Annotated in this window: 12 protein-coding genes; 11 read left to right on the top strand and 1 reads right to left on the bottom strand. The window is 50.2% G+C overall.

Annotated features, from left to right (window positions below):
- Positions 1-18 precede the first annotated feature (18 nt).
- Genes glgB through mnmE form a run of 4 tightly spaced genes read left to right on the top strand, consistent with a single transcriptional unit; the run spans position 19 to position 6,197 of the window.
- Complete coding sequence (gene glgB, locus U9S71_RS15375; protein ID WP_326328472.1) at positions 19-2,040, top strand: 1,4-alpha-glucan branching protein GlgB; 2,022 nt, start codon at positions 19-21, stop codon at positions 2,038-2,040.
- A gap of 17 nt (positions 2,041-2,057) precedes the next feature.
- Complete coding sequence (locus tag U9S71_RS15370) at positions 2,058-3,506, top strand: glycogen synthase (RefSeq protein WP_326328471.1); 1,449 nt, start codon at positions 2,058-2,060, stop codon at positions 3,504-3,506.
- A 6-nt stretch (positions 3,507-3,512) separates the two neighbouring features.
- Complete coding sequence (locus U9S71_RS15365; protein WP_326328628.1) at positions 3,513-4,781, top strand: glucose-1-phosphate adenylyltransferase; 1,269 nt, start codon at positions 3,513-3,515, stop codon at positions 4,779-4,781.
- Positions 4,782-4,802: 21 nt separating this feature from the next.
- Positions 4,803-6,197 carry a tRNA uridine-5-carboxymethylaminomethyl(34) synthesis GTPase MnmE gene (gene mnmE / locus U9S71_RS15360; RefSeq protein ID WP_326328470.1) on the top strand — a complete coding sequence of 465 codons (1,395 nt, stop codon included), beginning with the start codon at positions 4,803-4,805 and terminating at the stop codon, positions 6,195-6,197.
- Positions 6,198-6,241: 44 nt separating this feature from the next.
- On the opposite strand, the gene U9S71_RS15355 is transcribed toward mnmE, so the two are convergent.
- Entirely contained in the window at positions 6,242-6,391 is a 150-nt protein-coding gene (locus U9S71_RS15355; protein WP_326328469.1) for a hypothetical protein, read from the bottom strand.
- A gap of 394 nt (positions 6,392-6,785) precedes the next feature.
- Here U9S71_RS15355 and U9S71_RS15350 point away from each other — a divergent pair, with 394 nt between their 5' ends.
- The 7 genes from U9S71_RS15350 to U9S71_RS15320 all read left to right on the top strand — a co-directional run.
- Positions 6,786-9,308, top strand: coding sequence for a DUF4268 domain-containing protein (locus U9S71_RS15350; protein WP_326328468.1), 2,523 nt, complete (start codon positions 6,786-6,788; stop codon positions 9,306-9,308).
- A 24-nt stretch (positions 9,309-9,332) separates the two neighbouring features.
- The gene (locus U9S71_RS15345; protein ID WP_326328467.1) at positions 9,333-10,724 is read left to right on the top strand and encodes an RNA/DNA-binding domain-containing protein; all 1,392 of its coding nucleotides are present in this window, start codon (positions 9,333-9,335) and stop codon (positions 10,722-10,724) included.
- Positions 10,725-10,736: 12 nt separating this feature from the next.
- Complete coding sequence (locus U9S71_RS15340) at positions 10,737-11,081, top strand: DUF3024 domain-containing protein (protein WP_326328466.1); 345 nt, start codon at positions 10,737-10,739, stop codon at positions 11,079-11,081.
- 176 nt (positions 11,082-11,257) lie between these two features.
- Positions 11,258-13,495 carry a 2OG-Fe(II) oxygenase gene (locus U9S71_RS15335; protein WP_326328465.1) on the top strand — a complete coding sequence of 746 codons (2,238 nt, stop codon included), beginning with the start codon at positions 11,258-11,260 and terminating at the stop codon, positions 13,493-13,495.
- Positions 13,496-13,576: 81 nt separating this feature from the next.
- Positions 13,577-14,092 carry a DUF6155 family protein gene (locus U9S71_RS15330; protein ID WP_326328464.1) on the top strand — a complete coding sequence of 172 codons (516 nt, stop codon included), beginning with the start codon at positions 13,577-13,579 and terminating at the stop codon, positions 14,090-14,092.
- Between the two features lie 101 nt (positions 14,093-14,193).
- Positions 14,194-15,999 (top strand): hypothetical protein, encoded by a 1,806-nt coding sequence (locus U9S71_RS15325; protein WP_326328463.1) that lies wholly within the window; start codon positions 14,194-14,196, stop codon positions 15,997-15,999.
- A 120-nt stretch (positions 16,000-16,119) separates the two neighbouring features.
- The coding region (locus U9S71_RS15320; RefSeq protein WP_326328462.1) for a right-handed parallel beta-helix repeat-containing protein at positions 16,120-18,639 on the top strand (2,520 nt) is incomplete at its 3' end.

Genomic DNA, 18,639 nt, shown 5'->3' with positions numbered 1-18,639 from the left:
CCATTTAACCCAAACGTTATGCAGCATTCGGTAGAAGTACATTCGTTATTTACGGATTTTGATGTAAACCTCTTCCAGGCCGGCAAACATCACAAGCTATATGAGAAGTTTGGCGCCCATGCCCTGCTGCGGAATGGAACGAAGGGAACCTATTTTGCCGTATGGGCACCCAATGCCGAATCGGTATCGGTAGTCGGCAATTTCAACGGGTGGAACCCGCATGCGCATACGTTGCTTGTACGTTGGGATGGATCGGGCATTTGGGAAGGGTTTATACCTGCGGTGGGCGTGGGCGAGTTGTACAAATACCACATCCGGTCGTACCAGGGTGAGACGTTGGAAAAAAGCGATCCCTTCGCATTGAATTGCGAAGTGCCGCCGAAGACAGCCTCGGTGGTCACTACCACGTGGTACGAATGGGGCGATGCCGACTGGATGCAAACCCGCCATGAACGCAATGGGCTCAATAAACCCATTGCCGTTTATGAGCTGCACCTCGGGTCTTGGATGCGTAGTCCGGACGACCCTGCCCAGCTGCTTGGCTACCGCGATATCGCGACGAAGCTGGTGCCCTATGTTGTAGAGGCGGGCTTTACCCATGTGGAGCTGATGCCCGTCATGGAGCATCCCTATTACCCGTCGTGGGGCTATCAGATTACAGGCTACTTCGCCGCCGCATCGCGTTATGGGGCTCCGCAAGACCTCATGTACCTTATTGAAGAACTGCACCGAAACGGTATCGGTGTGCTGTTGGACTGGGTGCCCTCCCATTTCCCTGGCGACGCGCACGGACTGCACCGGTTTGACGGCACGCACCTGTATGAGCACCAGGACCCGCGCCAGGGCTTCCACCCCGACTGGGGTTCGTACATCTTCAACTACGGGCGCAATGAGGTCCGTTCGTTCCTCATCAGCAATGCGGTATTCTGGTTGGATAGGTACCACATTGACGGACTGCGTGTAGATGCAGTGGCTTCCATGCTCTATCTCGACTATTCGCGCAAAGAAGGCGAGTGGATACCCAACGAACACGGTGGGCGCGAAAACCTGCAAGCCATCGGGTTCCTGAAAGAGCTTAATGAAGCCGTGTATGGCTATTTTCCCGATGTGCAGACCATCGCGGAAGAATCCACCTCCTGGCCGGGCGTGACCCGCCCGGTGTATAGCAGTGGTCTCGGCTTCGGTATGAAATGGATGATGGGGTGGATGCACGACACACTGGAATATTTCGGCCGCGATCCGCTATACCGCCAGCACCACCATGGCCAAATTACATTCAGTATGCTGTATGCCTTTCATGAAAACTTCATGCTGCCCTTATCGCACGATGAAGTAGTGCATGGCAAAGGCTCCATGATGCAGAAGATGCCGGGCGACGAGTGGCAGCAGTTTGCCAACCTCCGCACGCTCTATCTTTACATGTACACCCATCCGGGCACCAAACTGCTGTTCATGGGATGCGAGTTTGGGCAAACCACCGAGTGGAACCATAATCAGTCGCTCGATTGGCACCTGATGCAATACGAACCCCACCGGGGCATGTTCGAGTTGGTGAAGTCGCTTAATTACCTGTACCGGGGCGAGCCCGCGCTGTATGAACACAGTTTCAGTCCGGAGGGTTTCGAATGGATAGAAGCGGGCGATTCGTCCAATTCCGTGTTGGCCTATGTGCGTAAAGGAATCAGGCCCGAAGACGATCTGCTCATCATCCTAAACCTCACACCGGTGGTACGGTACGCGTACCGCTGTGGCCTGCCCACTGAGGGCGAGTGGACGGTTGTCCTCAATTCGGATGATCGCCGGTACTACGGCAGTGGTGTCGACCAGCCCACGGTGAAGGCCGAGCCCGTCCGCTGGATGAACAAAGACTGGTCGGCCATGTTTACCCTGCCGCCGTTGACCGGGCTTGTACTCAAACGTAATGCGGAGCATCAGCCTGCCCATAAGCAGGTGCAGCAAAGCAAAAAGAGGCCGTTTATCCATACCGGAAAGGTGGATGAGCCGAAGGTTGAGTCAAAGAAAAGACAGGCAAAAAAATAAGGAAAATAACAGATACGATGGGGAAACGAACAACACGTCGGGCGGATAAGCACGTTATCCATTTGAGTGCAGAATGTTATCCGGTGGCTAAGGTAGGTGGCCTGGGAGATGTGGTGGGCGCCCTGCCCAAGTATTTGCGGCAAGCCGGCCTACGCACCTGGGTGGTGTTGCCTTGGTACAACAAGCCGTTTGTACAGCAGCACACGTTTGATGTGGTGTACACCGGTTCCTTCCACCAGGGGTCGCGGCTGTTGGAGATGACAGTACTCAAAGAGCAAAGCGACGTGTTGGGTTTCGAGCTCTATCTCATTAAGATGCCCGGTTTGCTTGACCGCGACGAACCCTATGGGTACGCTGATGAGAGCGAACAGTTTATGGCCTTTCAACACGGGTTTCTGCATTGGATCACGGAAGTAGGCCTTGTACCCGACGTGGTGCACTGCCACGACCACCATACGGGCCTCATCCCATTCTTGATGTATTACTGCGAACGGTTTGCCGCACTGAAGAAGGTGCCCACGGTAGGCACGGTGCACAATGGCCAGTACCAGGGCTGGATGGAGTGGAATAAGGCCATCCTATTGCCCCCGTTCGATACCTGGAAATGGGGCTTGCTGGATTGGGATAAAACCATTAACCCATTGGCGGCGTTGATTAAATGCTGCACCGCATTTACCACCGTTTCCGAAGGTTACCTCGGTGAGCTGATGACGCAGGCCAATGGCTTGGAACATCTTTTTGCCATGGAACGTGCCAAAGGCATCGGTATTGTCAATGGTATAGATACCGCCGTTTGGGACCCGGCGAGCGATGCGGCGCTGCCGCACCATTACACGCGGGGCCGGATGCAGTCGGGCAAAAGTAAAAACAAGGCCTTCCTGTGCGATGCTTATGGATTGGACCCGGAGAAGCCACTCGTGGCTTATATCGGCCGTTTCGCCGGTGAGAAAGGTGCAGACCTTCTGCCGGATATCATCGAGCGCCTGTTGGGCCGCGAGGGTGCCGAGCTCTCCATCATGGTGCTGGGGTCGGGCAATCCGCAAGTGCAGGCAGCTATTGCTCACTTGGCCGAACAGTATCCCGGCAAGCTGGGGGCGTACATCGGCTATCAGGAGGAGCTGTCGCATCGGATCTACGCTGCGGCCGATTTCCTCATCATGCCCTCAAGGGTAGAACCCTGCGGGCTTAACCAGCTTTATGCCATGCGCTACGGTACGGTGCCGATAGTGCGGAGTACCGGTGGATTAAAAGATACGGTGCGGGATATCCATGAGGCGGATGGATATGGCATCACGTTTGTCGATGCTAATGCTGCCGATGCCGCAGCAGCTGTAGACAGGGCGTTGGCATTGTACGCCAACCGGAAGCAGTTGCAGCAATTGCAGAAACAACTGATGGCACTCGATTTCTCGTGGGATAAATCGGCCGTTGCATATATGGAACTTTACAAGCATATAACCAAATAGATTATGATCAAACACAATGTAATTTCTGTCGTATTGGGCGGAGGCAAGGGCACCCGCCTTTATCCGCTTACACATAAGCGCTCGAAGCCCGCTGTACCGATTGCGGGCAAATACCGGTTGGTGGATATCCCGATTTCCAATTGCCTCAACTCGGGGTATAACCGCATTTTCGTACTTACGCAGTACAATTCAGCGTCTCTCAACTCCCACATTAAAAACACGTATAACTTCAGTGTATTTAGCAAAGGTTTTGTGGATATATTGGCCGCTGAACAAACACACGAAGGCGACCGGTGGTACCAGGGCACGGCCGATGCCGTTCGGCATCTCCAGCGGTACCTGGCCCATCACGATTATGAACATATCCTTATCCTTTCGGGCGATCAGCTGTATCAGATTGACTTCCAGGAAATGATCGAACACCACATCGAGGCGGGCGCAGAAATATCTGTGGCTACCATTCCGGTAAATGCCAAAGACGCCACCTCGTTCGGTATTTTGAAATCGGACGACGAGGGTAATATCACCTCCTTTATCGAGAAGCCGAGCACGGACAAGCTGGCGGGATGGGAATCCGATGTCAGTGCCGACATGGAAGAAGCCGGCAGGGTGTATCTTGCCTCGATGGGCATCTATGTGTTTAACAAAGCGGCGATGACCAAATTGCTTAGCGAGCATCAAGGGATGGACTTCGGCAAAGAGCTTATTCCAGATTCCATTGGTACCTATAAGGTGCATAGCTATGAATACCGCGGGTATTGGACGGATATCGGTACCATCGATTCATTTTTCGAAGCCAACATCGGTCTTACGGATGATATCCCCAAGTTTAACCTCTTTGATAAGAACACGATTTTTACACGCGGGCGTATGTTACCGCCGTCGAAGGTGTCCGGAACCACGTTAGACAAGGTCGTGATTGCAGATGGTTGCATCGTAGCGGCAGAACGGATTGAACAATCCGTCATCGGTGTGCGGTCGCGTATCGGTACAGGAACGGTAATCAAAACCACCTACATGATGGGATGCGATTTTTACCAGACGCTGGATGAAATCGATGCAGCCCATGAACAGGGCGTGCCGCTGGCCGGCGTGGGAGAGCATTGTTATATCGAGAACGCTATTCTCGATAAGAACTGCTGCATCGGCAACAATGTCCGCATTACGGGTGGCTCGCATCTGGAAGATGGCGACTTTGAAACCCATGCCGTGCAAGACGGCGTTGTGGTGGTAAAGAAGCGGGCCGTATTGCCAAGCGGCACGGTGATTGGATAGCGATTCCGTATCTTTGCCGCCATGGCAAATCAAGACACGATTGTAGCGCTGGCAACGGCCACCGGAAACGGGGCCATTGCCGTTATCCGGGTATCGGGTGCGGATGCGATAGCCATCGTTAACCGGGTTTTCAAGGGCAAAGACCTGTCGCAGCAGCCCTCGCATACCATTCATTTCGGAACCATCCGCGATGGTGAAGAGGTATTGGATGAGGTGCTGGTATCGCTGTTCATTGGCCCGAACTCCTACACGGGTGAAAATAGCGTTGAACTCTCCACACACAACTCAAGGTACATCATCGAACGGGTTATCCAACTGCTGATCAAGATAGGTGCCCGTGCCGCCCAGCCGGGCGAGTTTACGTTACGCGCCTTCCTCAATGGCAAGATGGACCTTTCGGAAGCCGAGGCCGTCGCTGACCTGATTGCATCCCATTCGGCTGCATCCCATCAGGTGGCGATGAACCAAATGCGCGGAGGTATCAGCAATAAGCTGCAACAGATGCGCGGGCAGCTAATCGATTTCGCGGCATTGTTGGAATTGGAGCTTGACTTCGGAGAAGAGGATGTAGAGTTTGCCGATCGGGAACAATTCATTACGCTTATCGTTGAACTCCAGTCGCACATCGCCAAACTCATCAGTTCATTTGCCTACGGCAATGCCATTAAGCATGGCGTGCCGGTAGCCATTATCGGGAAGCCCAATGCGGGTAAGTCGACTTTGCTGAACACGTTGATTGATGAGGAGCGTGCCATTGTGAGCGATATTGCCGGTACCACGCGCGATACGATCGAGGAGATGGTTAACCTCGATGGCATCACGTTCCGCTTCATCGACACGGCGGGACTGCGTGAAACAGCCGATGCCATTGAAGCCATCGGCGTAACCAAGGCCAAGGAAAAAGTAAGGCAAGCCAAGGTATTGCTTTACCTCTACGACGGAATGGCCAGCACGGCCGACGAGGTAATCCACCAGGTAAGGGAACTCCATTACCCCGGGCTCATTGTCATCCTCGTCCGCAACAAAATAGATATGGAGGGCGGTTATCAACCCAATGAAATGGATGCAGCGATTAAAGAGGCCCTATTTAGCGATTACGGCGATTCACTGGTGGCAATATCGGCCAAAGATAGTCGTACGGTGGAAGGGTTGAAAAATGAATTGGTCGGGAAAATCCGCGACTTGGCCGTAGACGACCAACAGGTTATCACCAACACCCGTCACCTGGAAGCGCTACATGACGCCCTCGACTCACTCAGCCAGGTTGAGCAGGGGCTAGGTATGCAGCTTCCGGGCGATTTGTTGGCCCATCATGTTCGGGATGCGCTACGGCATATTTCGAGCATCACCGGAGATATCGATGTCGACCGCGATATTTTGGGAACTATCTTCGGGAAATTTTGCATCGGGAAATGAAAGACGCATCGAAAACCAAACTTGTTGCGTGGGTCATCCAAAAATCACCTCTTCCGTCTGTTATAATAAGCCCGTACCATTAACAACAAACACGCGGTAGCCAGCGCGATGGCCAACCACCTGAACGAGAACCCCACAACGGGCTGGCGGTAGGTTTCCGATGCACGTTCCTTGGCATGGTGGATGTTTTTCAATACGGTAAATTGGTGTGATGAAGATAGGGGGGTTGATGGGAAACCATAGGGAGAGACTGGTTTTAACCTAAATTTGTCGCTAGATAACGATGACGAAAGTGGATTTATGTTTACCTTGCGAGACAACTGAACATGCTAAGCAATGAACTGAATAAACGTTAAAGATGATGATAATTTACAGAAGATAATGGATGGGCCTGATTTTAAGACATAAAAAAACGTTGATTTGCTGGTTCAACGTTTAAGACCTTTGTTGATTCCCTACCAAGGGTAAAGAACAATACAAAGGTATATGCTTTATTGCATATATCAAATACTATGCGCAAAAATACACCCAAATTGAGCTATTTAACGAAAGTGTGTTCTTACTTTTTTTTCATCATCAATATAAGCAATGAAAGCAAACGAACTACAAGTCATCAGTTTCTTACAGAAACCAAACGTCCAATTTGTGATACCTGTGTATCAAAGGAATTACGATTGGACGGAAACGGAATGTAAGCAGCTATTTAAAGATGTTAAGGCCGTTGAAAAGGAAGATCGTGGTACGCACTTCATCGGTAGCATTGTGTTTATCCATGAGGGCGTTTATACCACAGATAATCTTCAGGAATTAGTCATCATTGACGGACAGCAGCGGCTGACAACGATTAATATTCTTTACGTTGCGCTCTATAGATTTGCAAAAGAGAACGACCAGGCGTACGAGGCTGATCGGTTGTATAATATGTTTTTGATTAACCAATATGTGCAGGACGAAAAGAGTAAACTGAAGCTCAAACAGACGGACGAAAACTCAAAAGCTTTTAAGGCCATACTGAATGGGACTGAGAGACACTATGATGGCTACTCGAACGTCATCGAAAACTATAACTATTTCCGGTCGGTCATCAACTCGGATAATTTTGAGACCATATTACGCGGCCTGAATCGACTCATATTTGTAGAGATTTCGCTGGAGCGGGGCAAGGACGACCCGCAGCGTATTTTTGAAAGTTTAAATTCCACCGGCTTGGAGCTTTCGCAATCTGATCTGATTAGGAATTACATTTTGATGGATTTAGCGCCTAAACGGCAGCGTGAGGTGTTTGAAACAATCTGGAATCCCATTGAGGAGAATATCCGGGATGTACAAAAGCAAACTTCATTGGTTTCCGATTTCATCCGGGATTACTTAACCTTGCGTAATAAGAAGATACCGAACAAGAGTAAGGTATACGAAGAGTTTAAGCTTTTGCACTTTGATAAAAATAGTGAATCTTTTGGCCAGGAACTGGAACTCATCAAGTCTTTTTCGGTACATTATAAAAAATTCATCAATCCGTCAACGGTAGCTGAAACGGATGTCCGTAAAGAACTGGAATATATCAACAGACTGGAAATCAATGTCGCCTATCCGTTCCTACTCCAGGTGTTTGAGGATGCCGAAAATGGCGTGCTTTCCAGATTGGAGCTAATCAACGTGTTACAATTGATTCAAAGCTATGCATGGCGTAGGTTTGTAGCAGGGTATCCTACCAATGCGCTCAATAAGATATTCATGACCCTATATTCGGAAGTGGATGCTGACGAATACTATGAGTCGGTCGCAAAAGCATTGTTAAGGAAAAAGGGCAGCGGTAAATTCCCGACCGATGAAGAAGTGAAGGCGGCGTTGAAAGACAAGGATCTATATAACATCAAAGCGAAAAATCGGAGTTACCTCTTCGAATTGCTGGAGAACCACAACAACAGGGAATGGGTAGATACTTCAAACGAACGAATTACTGTGGAGCATATTTTTCCGCAAACCCCCGGAAAAAGTTGGAAATCTGCCCTTGCTGAAGAGGACTTTTTTTTATTCTCGGAGAAATATCTCAATACCATAGCGAATCTGACATTGTCAGGGAATAATGGTTCATTAGGCAATAAGTCGTTCCTCGATAAAAAGGACATGAATATCGATGGTAAGGAGCAGGGTTATCGGTACAGCCGATTGTGGTTGAATACCTACCTGAATTCGATAGACAGTTGGGGTGTATCCAGTTTTGAAAATCGGTTTGAGCAGATTTATCTGCGATTTTTAAACATTTGGCCACATCCGGATGTCGAAGTGCAAATCACAGAAGCATCGTTTGAAGAGCAGACCATCTTTGATGCGGAAAGCCCAAGGTATAAGAAATTGGAATATTTTATATTCGAAGATACGAAGGTTGAGGAAGAGACCGTTGCCCAAATGTATTTCTATGTGATCAAGCAGCTGTATGAGCGAAACCCGCAACTGTTGGTGGAACATCAGGATGTGTTCAAAGTTACTCGTGAGCTCTCTGATTTTCGATCTCCGCAGGAGATTGCAAACGGATGGTACGTAGAATCGAATATTGATAGCGACACAAAGTTTTCCGTGTTAAAGAAATTGCTAACGTTGTTTGGAATGGAAGACGAATTGCTGATCCAATATGCTGCCGACTCAAGTATCTCAGCGAGCGAAGCCTCTCGACACAGAATAAGAAAAGAATTTTGGAAGCAACTCTTGCCGCAAATCAAAGATACTCGCCTGTTTGCCAATGTGAATCCAACTAAAGACCACTGGCTGACTGCGGGAGCCGGGATAAGTGGTTTAGGCTTTACTTTGGTGGTGACCAAATCTTATGCAAGAATTGAGTTGGCCATTTCAACGTCAAGTAAGGAGGCTAACAAGCGATATTTTTACCAATTGTATAAGAATAAAAGTGAAATCGAGAATGCATTTGGTGAGGAGTTGGTATGGGAGGAATTGCCGGACGGCAAGATGAGCCGTATTAAAGCTGAATTACAAGGTGTAAGCTTGTATAACGAAAATGATTGGGAAGCGATGAATGTTTACCTGATATTGCGGTTGTCGAAATTTGAATCTGTTTTTCGTCCCAATATCAATAAGTTGAAAAAAGCAAAGTGATCAATAGTGTAAATAGATGGTACCATGCCCGAAACCAACCGCATAGAATACAAACGCGAACTCCATACCGATGTGGATATTGAAAAGGAGGTGATTGCGTTTTTGAATTACCACGAAGGGGGTGTTATCTATATCGGCATCGACAAAACCGGTAAAGTCGTGGGCGTATCTGATGCGGACGGTGATGCACTCAAAATCAAAGACCGAATCAAAAACAATATATCCCCATCGGCCATGGGCTTATTTGACGTGGTGGTAGAGGAACGGGAGGGCAAGGAAATCATTAAAATCACTGTGGCCAGTGGCAGCGAAAAACCGTACTTCAAAAAGAAATACGGGATGACGGAAAAAGGCTGTTTCATCCGCATAGGAACGGCAGCTGAGCCGATGCTGCAGGGGATGATTGATAGATTGTTTGCCACCCGCACCCGTAATTCCATTGGCAAAATCCGATCTCACCGTCAGGATTTGACCTTTGAGCAGCTTCGTATTTATTACGAGGAAAAGCGCAAGCCGCTTAATAGTCAATTTAGGAAAAGCCTGGAGTTACTTACTGAGGAGGGTACGCTCAATTATGCAGCATACCTGTTGGCTGATGAAAACGGTGTATCGATGAAGGTGGCAAAGTATAGCGGCACGAACCGAGTAGACCTTATCGAAAATAACGAGTACGGCTATTGCTCGCTCGTAAAATCGACGAAAAGCATATTGGATAAAATCGAGCTGGAAAACCGGACAGCAACGCAAATCACGTCCAAAGAGCGGATAGACCGCAGGCTTTGGAATCCGGTGGCCATCCGCGAAGCCATTATTAACTCGATTGTACATAACGACTTTACCCGTGAGGTGCCACCCAAGTTTGAGATTTTTGCCGACCGCATCGAGATCACTTCTGCAGGTATATTGCCAGAGGGATTGAGTGAGGAAGATTTCTTTGATGGCGTATCCATTCCAAGGAACAGGGAATTAATGCGGGTGTACCGCGATTTGGAATTGGTGGAACAGCTTGGTTCAGGCGTGCCGCGGATTTTGGAAAGCTACGGCAGGGAATGCTTCCGCTTTATGGACAATTTTATACGGATGACGTTTCCGGCTTCAGAAGTGATCACCCCGCAAGTCACCGAACAAGTCACCGAACAAGTCACCGAACAAGTCACCGAACAAGTCACCGAACAAGTCACCGAACAAGTGTTGAATTTATTGGCAGTGGCAGACCAAACCGGACGTACAAGCGCAGAATTGATGGCATTGGTCGGCATAAAGCACCGTCCTACTTTTTTATACAATTATTTACAACCAGCGGTTGATAAAGGATTGCTGGAAATGACCATACCCGATAAGCCCAAAAGCAGCAAGCAGCGTTATGTATTGACGGCGTTGGGAAGGCGGATGGCGGAAGAGATTAATAAGGATTAAAACGTTGCGAACATGCAGAAACCACCCATTTCAATGATTGAAGTTCAATTAAGAAGCTTTATTGAATCGTTACGGCCAACAGATGAAGAAATTCGCAAGCAGTTGGATTTTGGTTATTCCTGGGATGGACAAAGTGCTTTATTGTTTGAAATTAGGCATCAATGGGATGATCCAACGAATATTTTAGAGTTACCGTTTGCTAAGCTCCGTTTTGTTAAATCTTCCAAAATATGGAAATTGTATTGGATGCGGGGATCAGGTAAGTGGGAAGCCTACGAGCCACAACCGGAAAGTATTGATCTGTATAAATTGTTGACCGAAATTAAAAATGACGCATACAGCTGTTTTTTTGGATAGTGGGAAAAGACGGACAGGAACCTCAATTGGAGGAAATGTATTCCCGATTGCGAACGCACTGCGTTCACAATTCGATGCGGAGAATAAGTGGTTTTATATCCGCATATATTGCGGAGTATATCCTTACTTTTGGCACTTTGAATCAAGGACGATAATTAGCAACTGAATAGAGCTCCATGGGTGATTTTGAACAGGGATTATTAGCTGCGTTAGACGAAATCAAGGGAAGCGGTTCATTCGTGAGCAGCGGCTCAGAGCCCTTCACCTTTCCCGGTCTGCATCTTCGGGGGTATGGCGAAATAGGTTTCCCCATCCACGAAAGGGTCTGTGCTGATCTCATTGCCTTGGCACACAAAGCTCCATTTGGTAAGGGGAGTCAGACGTTAGTTGACGCGAATGTGCGTAGCGCGTGGGAAATCGACGCCGAAGCGTTAACCTTCGTCGGCGAGACATGGGATAAGCAACTGGTGCGTATCCTATCCCAGGTGAAGTCAGACCTGGGGCTGGAAGGACACGATGTACACTCCCACCTGTACAAGCTGCTGGTTTATGAAACGGGCGATTTCTTCGTGGCGCATAAAGACTCGGAAAAGGAACCGGGTATGTTTGGTACACTGATCGTAGGCTTGCCCAGTGAGCACACCGGCGGCGAGCTCCAGGTGAGTTTAGGTGGCAAGGTGGTGCCGATTGATTTTTCGGATTCGGTGGCCGCTTACCGGATACCGTATGCCGCGTTCTACGCCGATTGCACCCACGAAATCCTACCCATCACCTCCGGTTACCGCGTATGCCTGGTGTACAATTTGGTGCACGGCAAAAGTGCCGCCGTCCAGCAACCCGAAAGCAATGCGGCAATCGTCCACCAGATCGCTAAGGTATTGGAGAGTGCGACGGAGGATACCGACATCCCGAAGATCGTGCTTTTAGGCCATCAATACACGCCGTCCAACTTCACGATGGATACACTCAAGCTGGCCGACCGGCCTAGGGCTGAGGCGCTGTTGGCCGCGGCGGAAACTGCTGCGTTTTATGCCAAACTGGGGTTGGTCACCTCGTATCAGGCTGGTGAACTCGAAATCGATACCCCTCCGGCACGGCGCGGCCGACGCCGGAGTTATTACGGCGATGATCATTATTCGGACGAAGAGCTGGAGGAGTATGGCACCATGGGCGAGGTCTATAACGAATATGTACAGCCCGGCGGGTGGATGGAGGGTGGGATACCGCCGTTGCGCGGCTTGCAATTCGAGTACGACGACCTGATTGCTGCATTCCAGCTGAACGAAGGCGAGCCAATCGAGAAGGATGCCGAAGGCTATACCGGCAATGCAGGGATGGAGATGGTGTATTGGTACCATTACGGTGCCGTATTCCTGTGGCCAAAAAAACACCATATCGAGTTGCTGGTGCAGGAAGGTGCAGTCAACCAGCTGGAGTGGCTCGCCTATTGGAACCAGCGGTGGGATACATTGACGGATGCTGAGATTGCCGGGATAAGGAAGCTTTTGGCGGAAGGTTTGGGCAGCGCCAGTTACAAGCGCCCCGACTACAGCCCGCTGGTCGATTCCCTGATGCTGCTTGGTGATGTCGACTTCCTACATGCTACAGGCGGCCGCCATCTTGTGGATCATTTTGCTGCCGTCGGGGTTGGGAGCTTAATGCGGTTGATTGAGGCCTATCCGGCCTATCCATTCTCCGACGTATGCGTCGCCGTGCTGGAAAGCGGCCGCATCGCCGATTTAGCGCAGCTACTGGCGCTTTTGGATAGGTTGAGGTCATCGGGTGATACCCATAGCCGGTTCATTGACGAGCAATTGGCTCGGTTGCCCGAATACTTGAGTCAGGCACAGCTCACGCTGAAAGAAAATCATGCTACCGTGCTGGGCCTGCTTAGGCACCTGAGCGGGCTAGTCCGCCCGAAAGCAAGCGACGAGGATTGGATGGGACGATTGGTCGAAGCCTTGGTCACTCCGCTCACCCGTGGTTATGTCAACAACGTGTTGATGCCACTCATCGTGGAAACCGATCCGGGGAATCCACTGGTAGACCGTTTGGCCAAGGTCGGACACCGAGACTTGGCCGCGCGGGTGGCCGACAAACCACAACCCCCGGCGGATTGGTCACGTGACGTCCCGACAGCCGATCGATACGGACGTGTATGGGCATTGTTGGTGGGCTTCCTCCAATCGCCCACGGAACAGCTCTTCGATTATCGGGCCAACCAATCCGAGCGCTCGTTGGTGGAAACCGCCTTGGCCAACGTGCGCATTGACATCAAGACCGAGACGATCCGCAAAGGGTCACCACATACGCTGAGGCTCACGAAAACACAAGAAGCATATGAAAACGCGTTAGCCAAGTGGGAAGTGGACGTGGACTTGCTGGAGCAATTGGACGCAATTATTATGCACTAAGATGCACCATCCATGAGGCTTATGGATCCGTGTGTTTCCGAAAAGTGCAGTTACAGCTTTGAAATCTAAGAATGTTTGCCAATGTCTTTTACCACCGTAAAGAAAGAATTGAACCGGCTTGATAAGGCCAAGCTCATTGCGCTGATCGGCGATCTGTATAAGAAGCACAAGAACGTGCAGGAGTACCTCGACCATTTCGCCAGTCCGGATGAGAAGGGATTGTTTGAAAAGTACAAAGAGCAGGTCATCGGGGCCTTTTTCCCATTAAGGGGATGGGATTATGATTTGCGAAAAGGTAAGCAGGCCATTTCCGATTTCAGGAAATTGGAGCCGTCACCGCAACAGCTCGCAGGTTTGATGCTGGTCTATGTGGAAACCGGGGTTGAGTTTACCAATCAATTCGGTGATATTAATGAGACGTTTTACAATAGCTTGGAAAGCGTTTATCATCAAACCTTGAAACTGCTTAAAAAGGAAGGCTTGCTGCCAAAATTTGAGAAAAGATTACGTAAGGTGTTGACAGATACGAGCGATATAGGGTGGGGCTTCCATGATACGCTATCTGATTACTTTTTTGAGTATTTCGATCACACTTGACCACAGGTCGTCAATACCCGGTTTATGGCAGTGGTCGAGGGGATATGAATGGCTTTAGCCAGATTTTTTTTATTTTGCCGGACGGAGCATTTACAGCAGCGATGAAAACAAATCTCATTATCCCGTTACTTTTTTTCCTTTTAGATGGCTTATCCATACAGGCCCAGCCCGTGCTAAGCGAAACCCAGGCCACTATTAGCAAAATGGACAAACTACTGTTGAAAAATAAGCTACCGGAGGCGTTGCATCTGCTTGAAAACGCCATCGCGGCGACCGACCTTCCCGCGGATCTCGCCTATCTATATGCAAACCAGAGCGGATTGTATGCCTCGATGGATAGCCTATTGGTCGGAAAACGACTGCTGGATTTAAGCTTGGAAAATGCGGAGAAGTCTGGCAGGAGTGCATCCAAAGCGGCAGCCTATCGTGCGAAAGCTTACCTGAACAACAGGCTGAATAGCCCGGATGAAGCGGTGAAAGACGCGCTGGAAGGCTTGGCACTTCTTGAAGGGAATGAGGATGAGCTGACCACTAAGTATCACTTCAATTACCTACTATACAGCGTATACAGCAAGTGGGACGATGGACAACGCATGGAAAAATACATCCGGACATGCCACGAGTACGCCGTGCAGGCCGCTGATCCAAACCTGCAGGCCAATGCTATTAACGGCATTTCGAGCATGTACGTGGCCCGGTACCGAAAGACCCAAACGGCGGGAATGCTCGACAGCGTATACACCTATCTGAACCGCGCATTTGCCCTCGATGATGAATATCCTGGGAAGGTGAACGGTAATACCTTCGTTATTACCTGTATTAACCTTGCCAACTATTACTTGGAGTTTTCTGCCGAAACGACGTCCGAGCGGATGCAAAAGGCGTTTCGATACCTCGACCTGGCCGAAGATAAACTCCGGCGTGGAACGGCTTCTGCCGAGAAATGGGTCAATGTATTCGGCATCCGCAGCGGTTTTGCCAAAGCAATGGGAAACATTGCGCTGGCCGAACAGTACCTGTTGGAGGGACTTACCCGGCTAACGGGGGCCGGTGTGGATAATTTTGATCTCGAATACATGGTGAACAAGGAGCTGGCGGATATTGCGCGAACGAAGGACGATCTGCAATCGGCCATCTCTTATCAAGAAAGCGCCGAAGGGCTTTTGAAAAAGATGTTTGATCACCAGCAGGCGCTGAATGCCCAGAAGCTGGAAATACAATACGAAACGGAAAAGAAGGACCGGGAACTAACGTTGCTGAAAGAACGTGCCGAACTTCGGAAACGCCAGAACTACTTGTATGGCGGTATTGCCATCGCCTCGATTTTCGCACTTGTTTTCATGTTTTCGTCCTATCGTTTCCGGCTGCGGTATTCCAGGGAACGGGAAAGGAAACTTCAGCGCGAAAAGGAAGAGGCAGAACAACGGTCGGCTATACGGATTCAGCTGGAAAAAGAGGAACATGCCCGGTTGAAAGCCGAGCAGGAACTACTCGACCTGAAGCGTCAGCAATTGGAAAAGGAAGCGCTGGCCAACACGCTGATCATCGAACATAAGAACGATACGTTGAAGCAAATTCAACATAAAATCCGGGAGGGCGATGCGGGAAACGTACAGAAATTGCTGAAGGAAGAAATGCTGATGCGCGCGGACTTTGACGATATCAAACTGCAGATGCAACAGCTGCATCCCGATTTCTTCAATCGACTGCATAAAAAAGCCACCCAGAAACTCACCCCTCTCGATCTGCGATACTGTGCATACATCTACCTGCAGATGAATACCAAGCAAATTGCCCAAGTGCTGCATATCGAACCCCAAAGCGTGCGGATGTCCAAATACCGGCTGAAGCAGAAGTTCGGATTGGATAAATCGGTGGACTTGGAATTCTTTTTAAGCCATTTGTAGATGATTTGTAGATACTGCACACGTGTTTCGTAGACACTGTGTATGGGTGTAAAACTGGATTGCGCATGGTTGTCCCGGTAACTTTGCCGGGTCGCTGTTACGAGCAGCGATACCGGGAAGATGCAACGTTTCATTTGGTTTAGTGGTTTGATGTTTAGGGGCCTGCTGTTACTTGGGTGCCCGCCCTCCGTGCTACAGGCGCAGACCACCCGTTATGTCTCACCAGATGGGGTAGGTGACGGCTCAACATGGGCCCAGTCCAGCAGCTTGGCAGATGCGGTAACCAATGCGTCATCGAACGATCAGCTTTGGTTGAAGGCGGGGATTTACGAGATCGACCAAACGGTCGAATTTTCCTATAGCCATTCGGGCATCCATGTGTACGGGGGGTTTGATGGTACCGAAACAAACCTCGACCAACGGAACGTTGAAAGTAATGAAACGATATGGGATGGCCTTGGTGAACGGCGTATTTTGCGAATCGGTGCAAATGACATTATGCTAGATGGCCTTACCTACCGTAATGGTTTCGTTGAAGGTGACAACGACGGCGGAGGGGCAATCTACATTAGTGCATCGGGCACTACGATACAGCATTGCACGTTCCGCGAGAATATCGGAGCGGGTGGGCGTGGGTCGGGAGCAATCTATTACCGCAATGGTAACGGCCTTCTGATCGATCATTGCCTGTTTGAAAACAACCGAACACAAACCTATCCGGGGGATGCCAACGGGGGCGGGGCGATCTTCAGTTGGGCTTCTGATATGGTGATCAGCCATACGGTTTTCCGCAATAACGCATCGCACAACGATGGCGGAGCGATTTATTCATGGGATAGCATGGCATTGAGCGATTGTGTTTTTGAAGGTAATCAGGCCGAAAAGACAGGGGGAGCGATAAGGATTCACACATCGTCAACTGCGGTTATCCGTAATGTGGTTTTTTCAAATAACCATGCCAACGAGGACGGTGGGGCTATTTGCGTAGGCTCATCGGCGGAGGCCACTATTATCAATAGTCTGTTTGACGCAAACACTGCTGGGGATCAGGCCGGTGCCATCTATAACACGGCCGGCCTGAAGGTTACAAATACGACCTTCGTTAATAACCAACATCAAGCTATCGTTTTTCGGTCATTTTCGGGAGATGATGATTGCTTCACCTATATATACAATAGTATTTTTTATGGTAACACTTCTCCGGAAGGTACGTCTCCTGATATTTCTCCCTTGATCGACTCGTACACTTCGGTTGACGTTGAATTGAGAAGGAATATATTGCAGGTCGATCCGCATCCCCTGTATACGGTGGGCGGGAACCTGGTAGCTGCCGACCCGGTGTTTGTCGACCCGCTTAATGCCGATTTCCGTTTTCTGCCAGCAAGCCCGGCTATTGACGCGGGCCGCGCGATGTTGTTCAACGGCGTATCGGCTACCAATGCGGGAGCATCCACAGATTTGGAGGGGAATCCGCGGGTGCAAGGTGCGAATATTGATATGGGGGCTTACGAGGCGGAGCCGCCTGACATTCCGGAATGTACAACAGTTAATACGCCTGTTGACGGTGCCGTGGATGTGCCGCTTGATGCGGAGATTAGGTGGGAAGCTGTTGATGATGCTACGGGTTACCGGGTCACCATCGGTACGGAAGCTGGCGGTACGGACGTGATCGATGGGCAGGAGGTCAGCGGCACGGCATTCGTATTGCCGGACGGCTTTGCTGAAAACATCGCCTATTACGTTACGGTGGTGCCGTATAATTCCGCAGGTGAGGCATCGGACTGTGCCGGGATCAGCTTCACGACGGAGACCTTACCGGTGCCGCCAGTTTGCGCGACGATTACCGGTCCGATGGACGGCGCCATGGATGTGCCACTCGATGCGGAAATTACGTGGGAGGCTGTTGATGATGCTACGGGTTACCGGATTTTCATTGGCACTTCGGCTGGCGGCACGGACGTGGTGGACGGACAGGAGGTCAGCGGTACGGTATTCGGATTGCCTGACGGCTTTGCTGAAAACACTGCCTACTACGTTACGGTGGTTCCTTATAACTCCGCAGGTGAAGCTTCAGACTGTACCGGGGTCAGTTTCACCACGGAGACGTTACCGGTGCCTCCCGGGTGCACCACGATTACCGGTCCGGTGGACGGTGCCACGGATGTGCCGCTGGATGCGGAGATTACCTGGGAAGCCGTTAATGATGCTACGGGTTACCGGATTTCCATTGGCACCTCGGTGGGCGGTACGGACGTGGTTGATGGGGAGGATGTCAGCAATACGGCATTCGTATTGCCGGATGGTTTTTTGGAAAACGCCACGTACTACGTTACGGTGGTGCCGTATAATTCCGCAGGTGAGGCAACGGACTGCGCGGAGATCAGCTTCACGACGGAGACGCTGGTAGTGCCGCCTGTTTGTACCACGATTACCGGTCCGGTGGACGGTGCCACGGATGTGCCGCTGGATGCGGAGATTACTTGGGAAGCCGTTGATGATGCTACAGGTTACCGGATCACTATCGGTACGGAACCGGGCGGTACGGACGTGGTTGATGGGCAGGAGGTCGGTGGTACGGCGTTCAGCCTGCCGGACGGCTTTGCTGAAAACACCGCCTATTACATCACGGTAATTCCTTAC

It is taken from the genome of Parapedobacter flavus, from assembly GCF_035818675.1.
Lineage (GTDB): Bacteria > Bacteroidota > Bacteroidia > Sphingobacteriales > Sphingobacteriaceae > Parapedobacter > Parapedobacter flavus.
This window is presented reverse-complemented; position numbering and strand designations above follow the sequence as displayed.

Excerpts from the sequence above, each read along its gene's own strand:
- U9S71_RS15350 (WP_326328468.1), top strand. The coding sequence starts at position 6,786 with ATGAAAGCAAACGAACTACAAGTCATCAGTTTCTTACAGAAACCAAAC.
- U9S71_RS15340 (WP_326328466.1), top strand. The coding sequence starts at position 10,737 with ATGCAGAAACCACCCATTTCAATGATTGAAGTTCAATTAAGAAGCTTT.
- U9S71_RS15330 (WP_326328464.1), top strand. The coding sequence starts at position 13,577 with ATGTCTTTTACCACCGTAAAGAAAGAATTGAACCGGCTTGATAAGGCC.
- U9S71_RS15370 (WP_326328471.1), top strand. The coding sequence starts at position 2,058 with ATGGGGAAACGAACAACACGTCGGGCGGATAAGCACGTTATCCATTTG.
- U9S71_RS15335 (WP_326328465.1), top strand. The coding sequence starts at position 11,258 with ATGGGTGATTTTGAACAGGGATTATTAGCTGCGTTAGACGAAATCAAG.
- U9S71_RS15345 (WP_326328467.1), top strand. The coding sequence starts at position 9,333 with ATGCCCGAAACCAACCGCATAGAATACAAACGCGAACTCCATACCGAT.
- mnmE (WP_326328470.1), top strand. The coding sequence starts at position 4,803 with ATGGCAAATCAAGACACGATTGTAGCGCTGGCAACGGCCACCGGAAAC.
- U9S71_RS15325 (WP_326328463.1), top strand. The coding sequence starts at position 14,194 with ATGAAAACAAATCTCATTATCCCGTTACTTTTTTTCCTTTTAGATGGC.
- glgB (WP_326328472.1), top strand. The coding sequence starts at position 19 with ATGCAGCATTCGGTAGAAGTACATTCGTTATTTACGGATTTTGATGTA.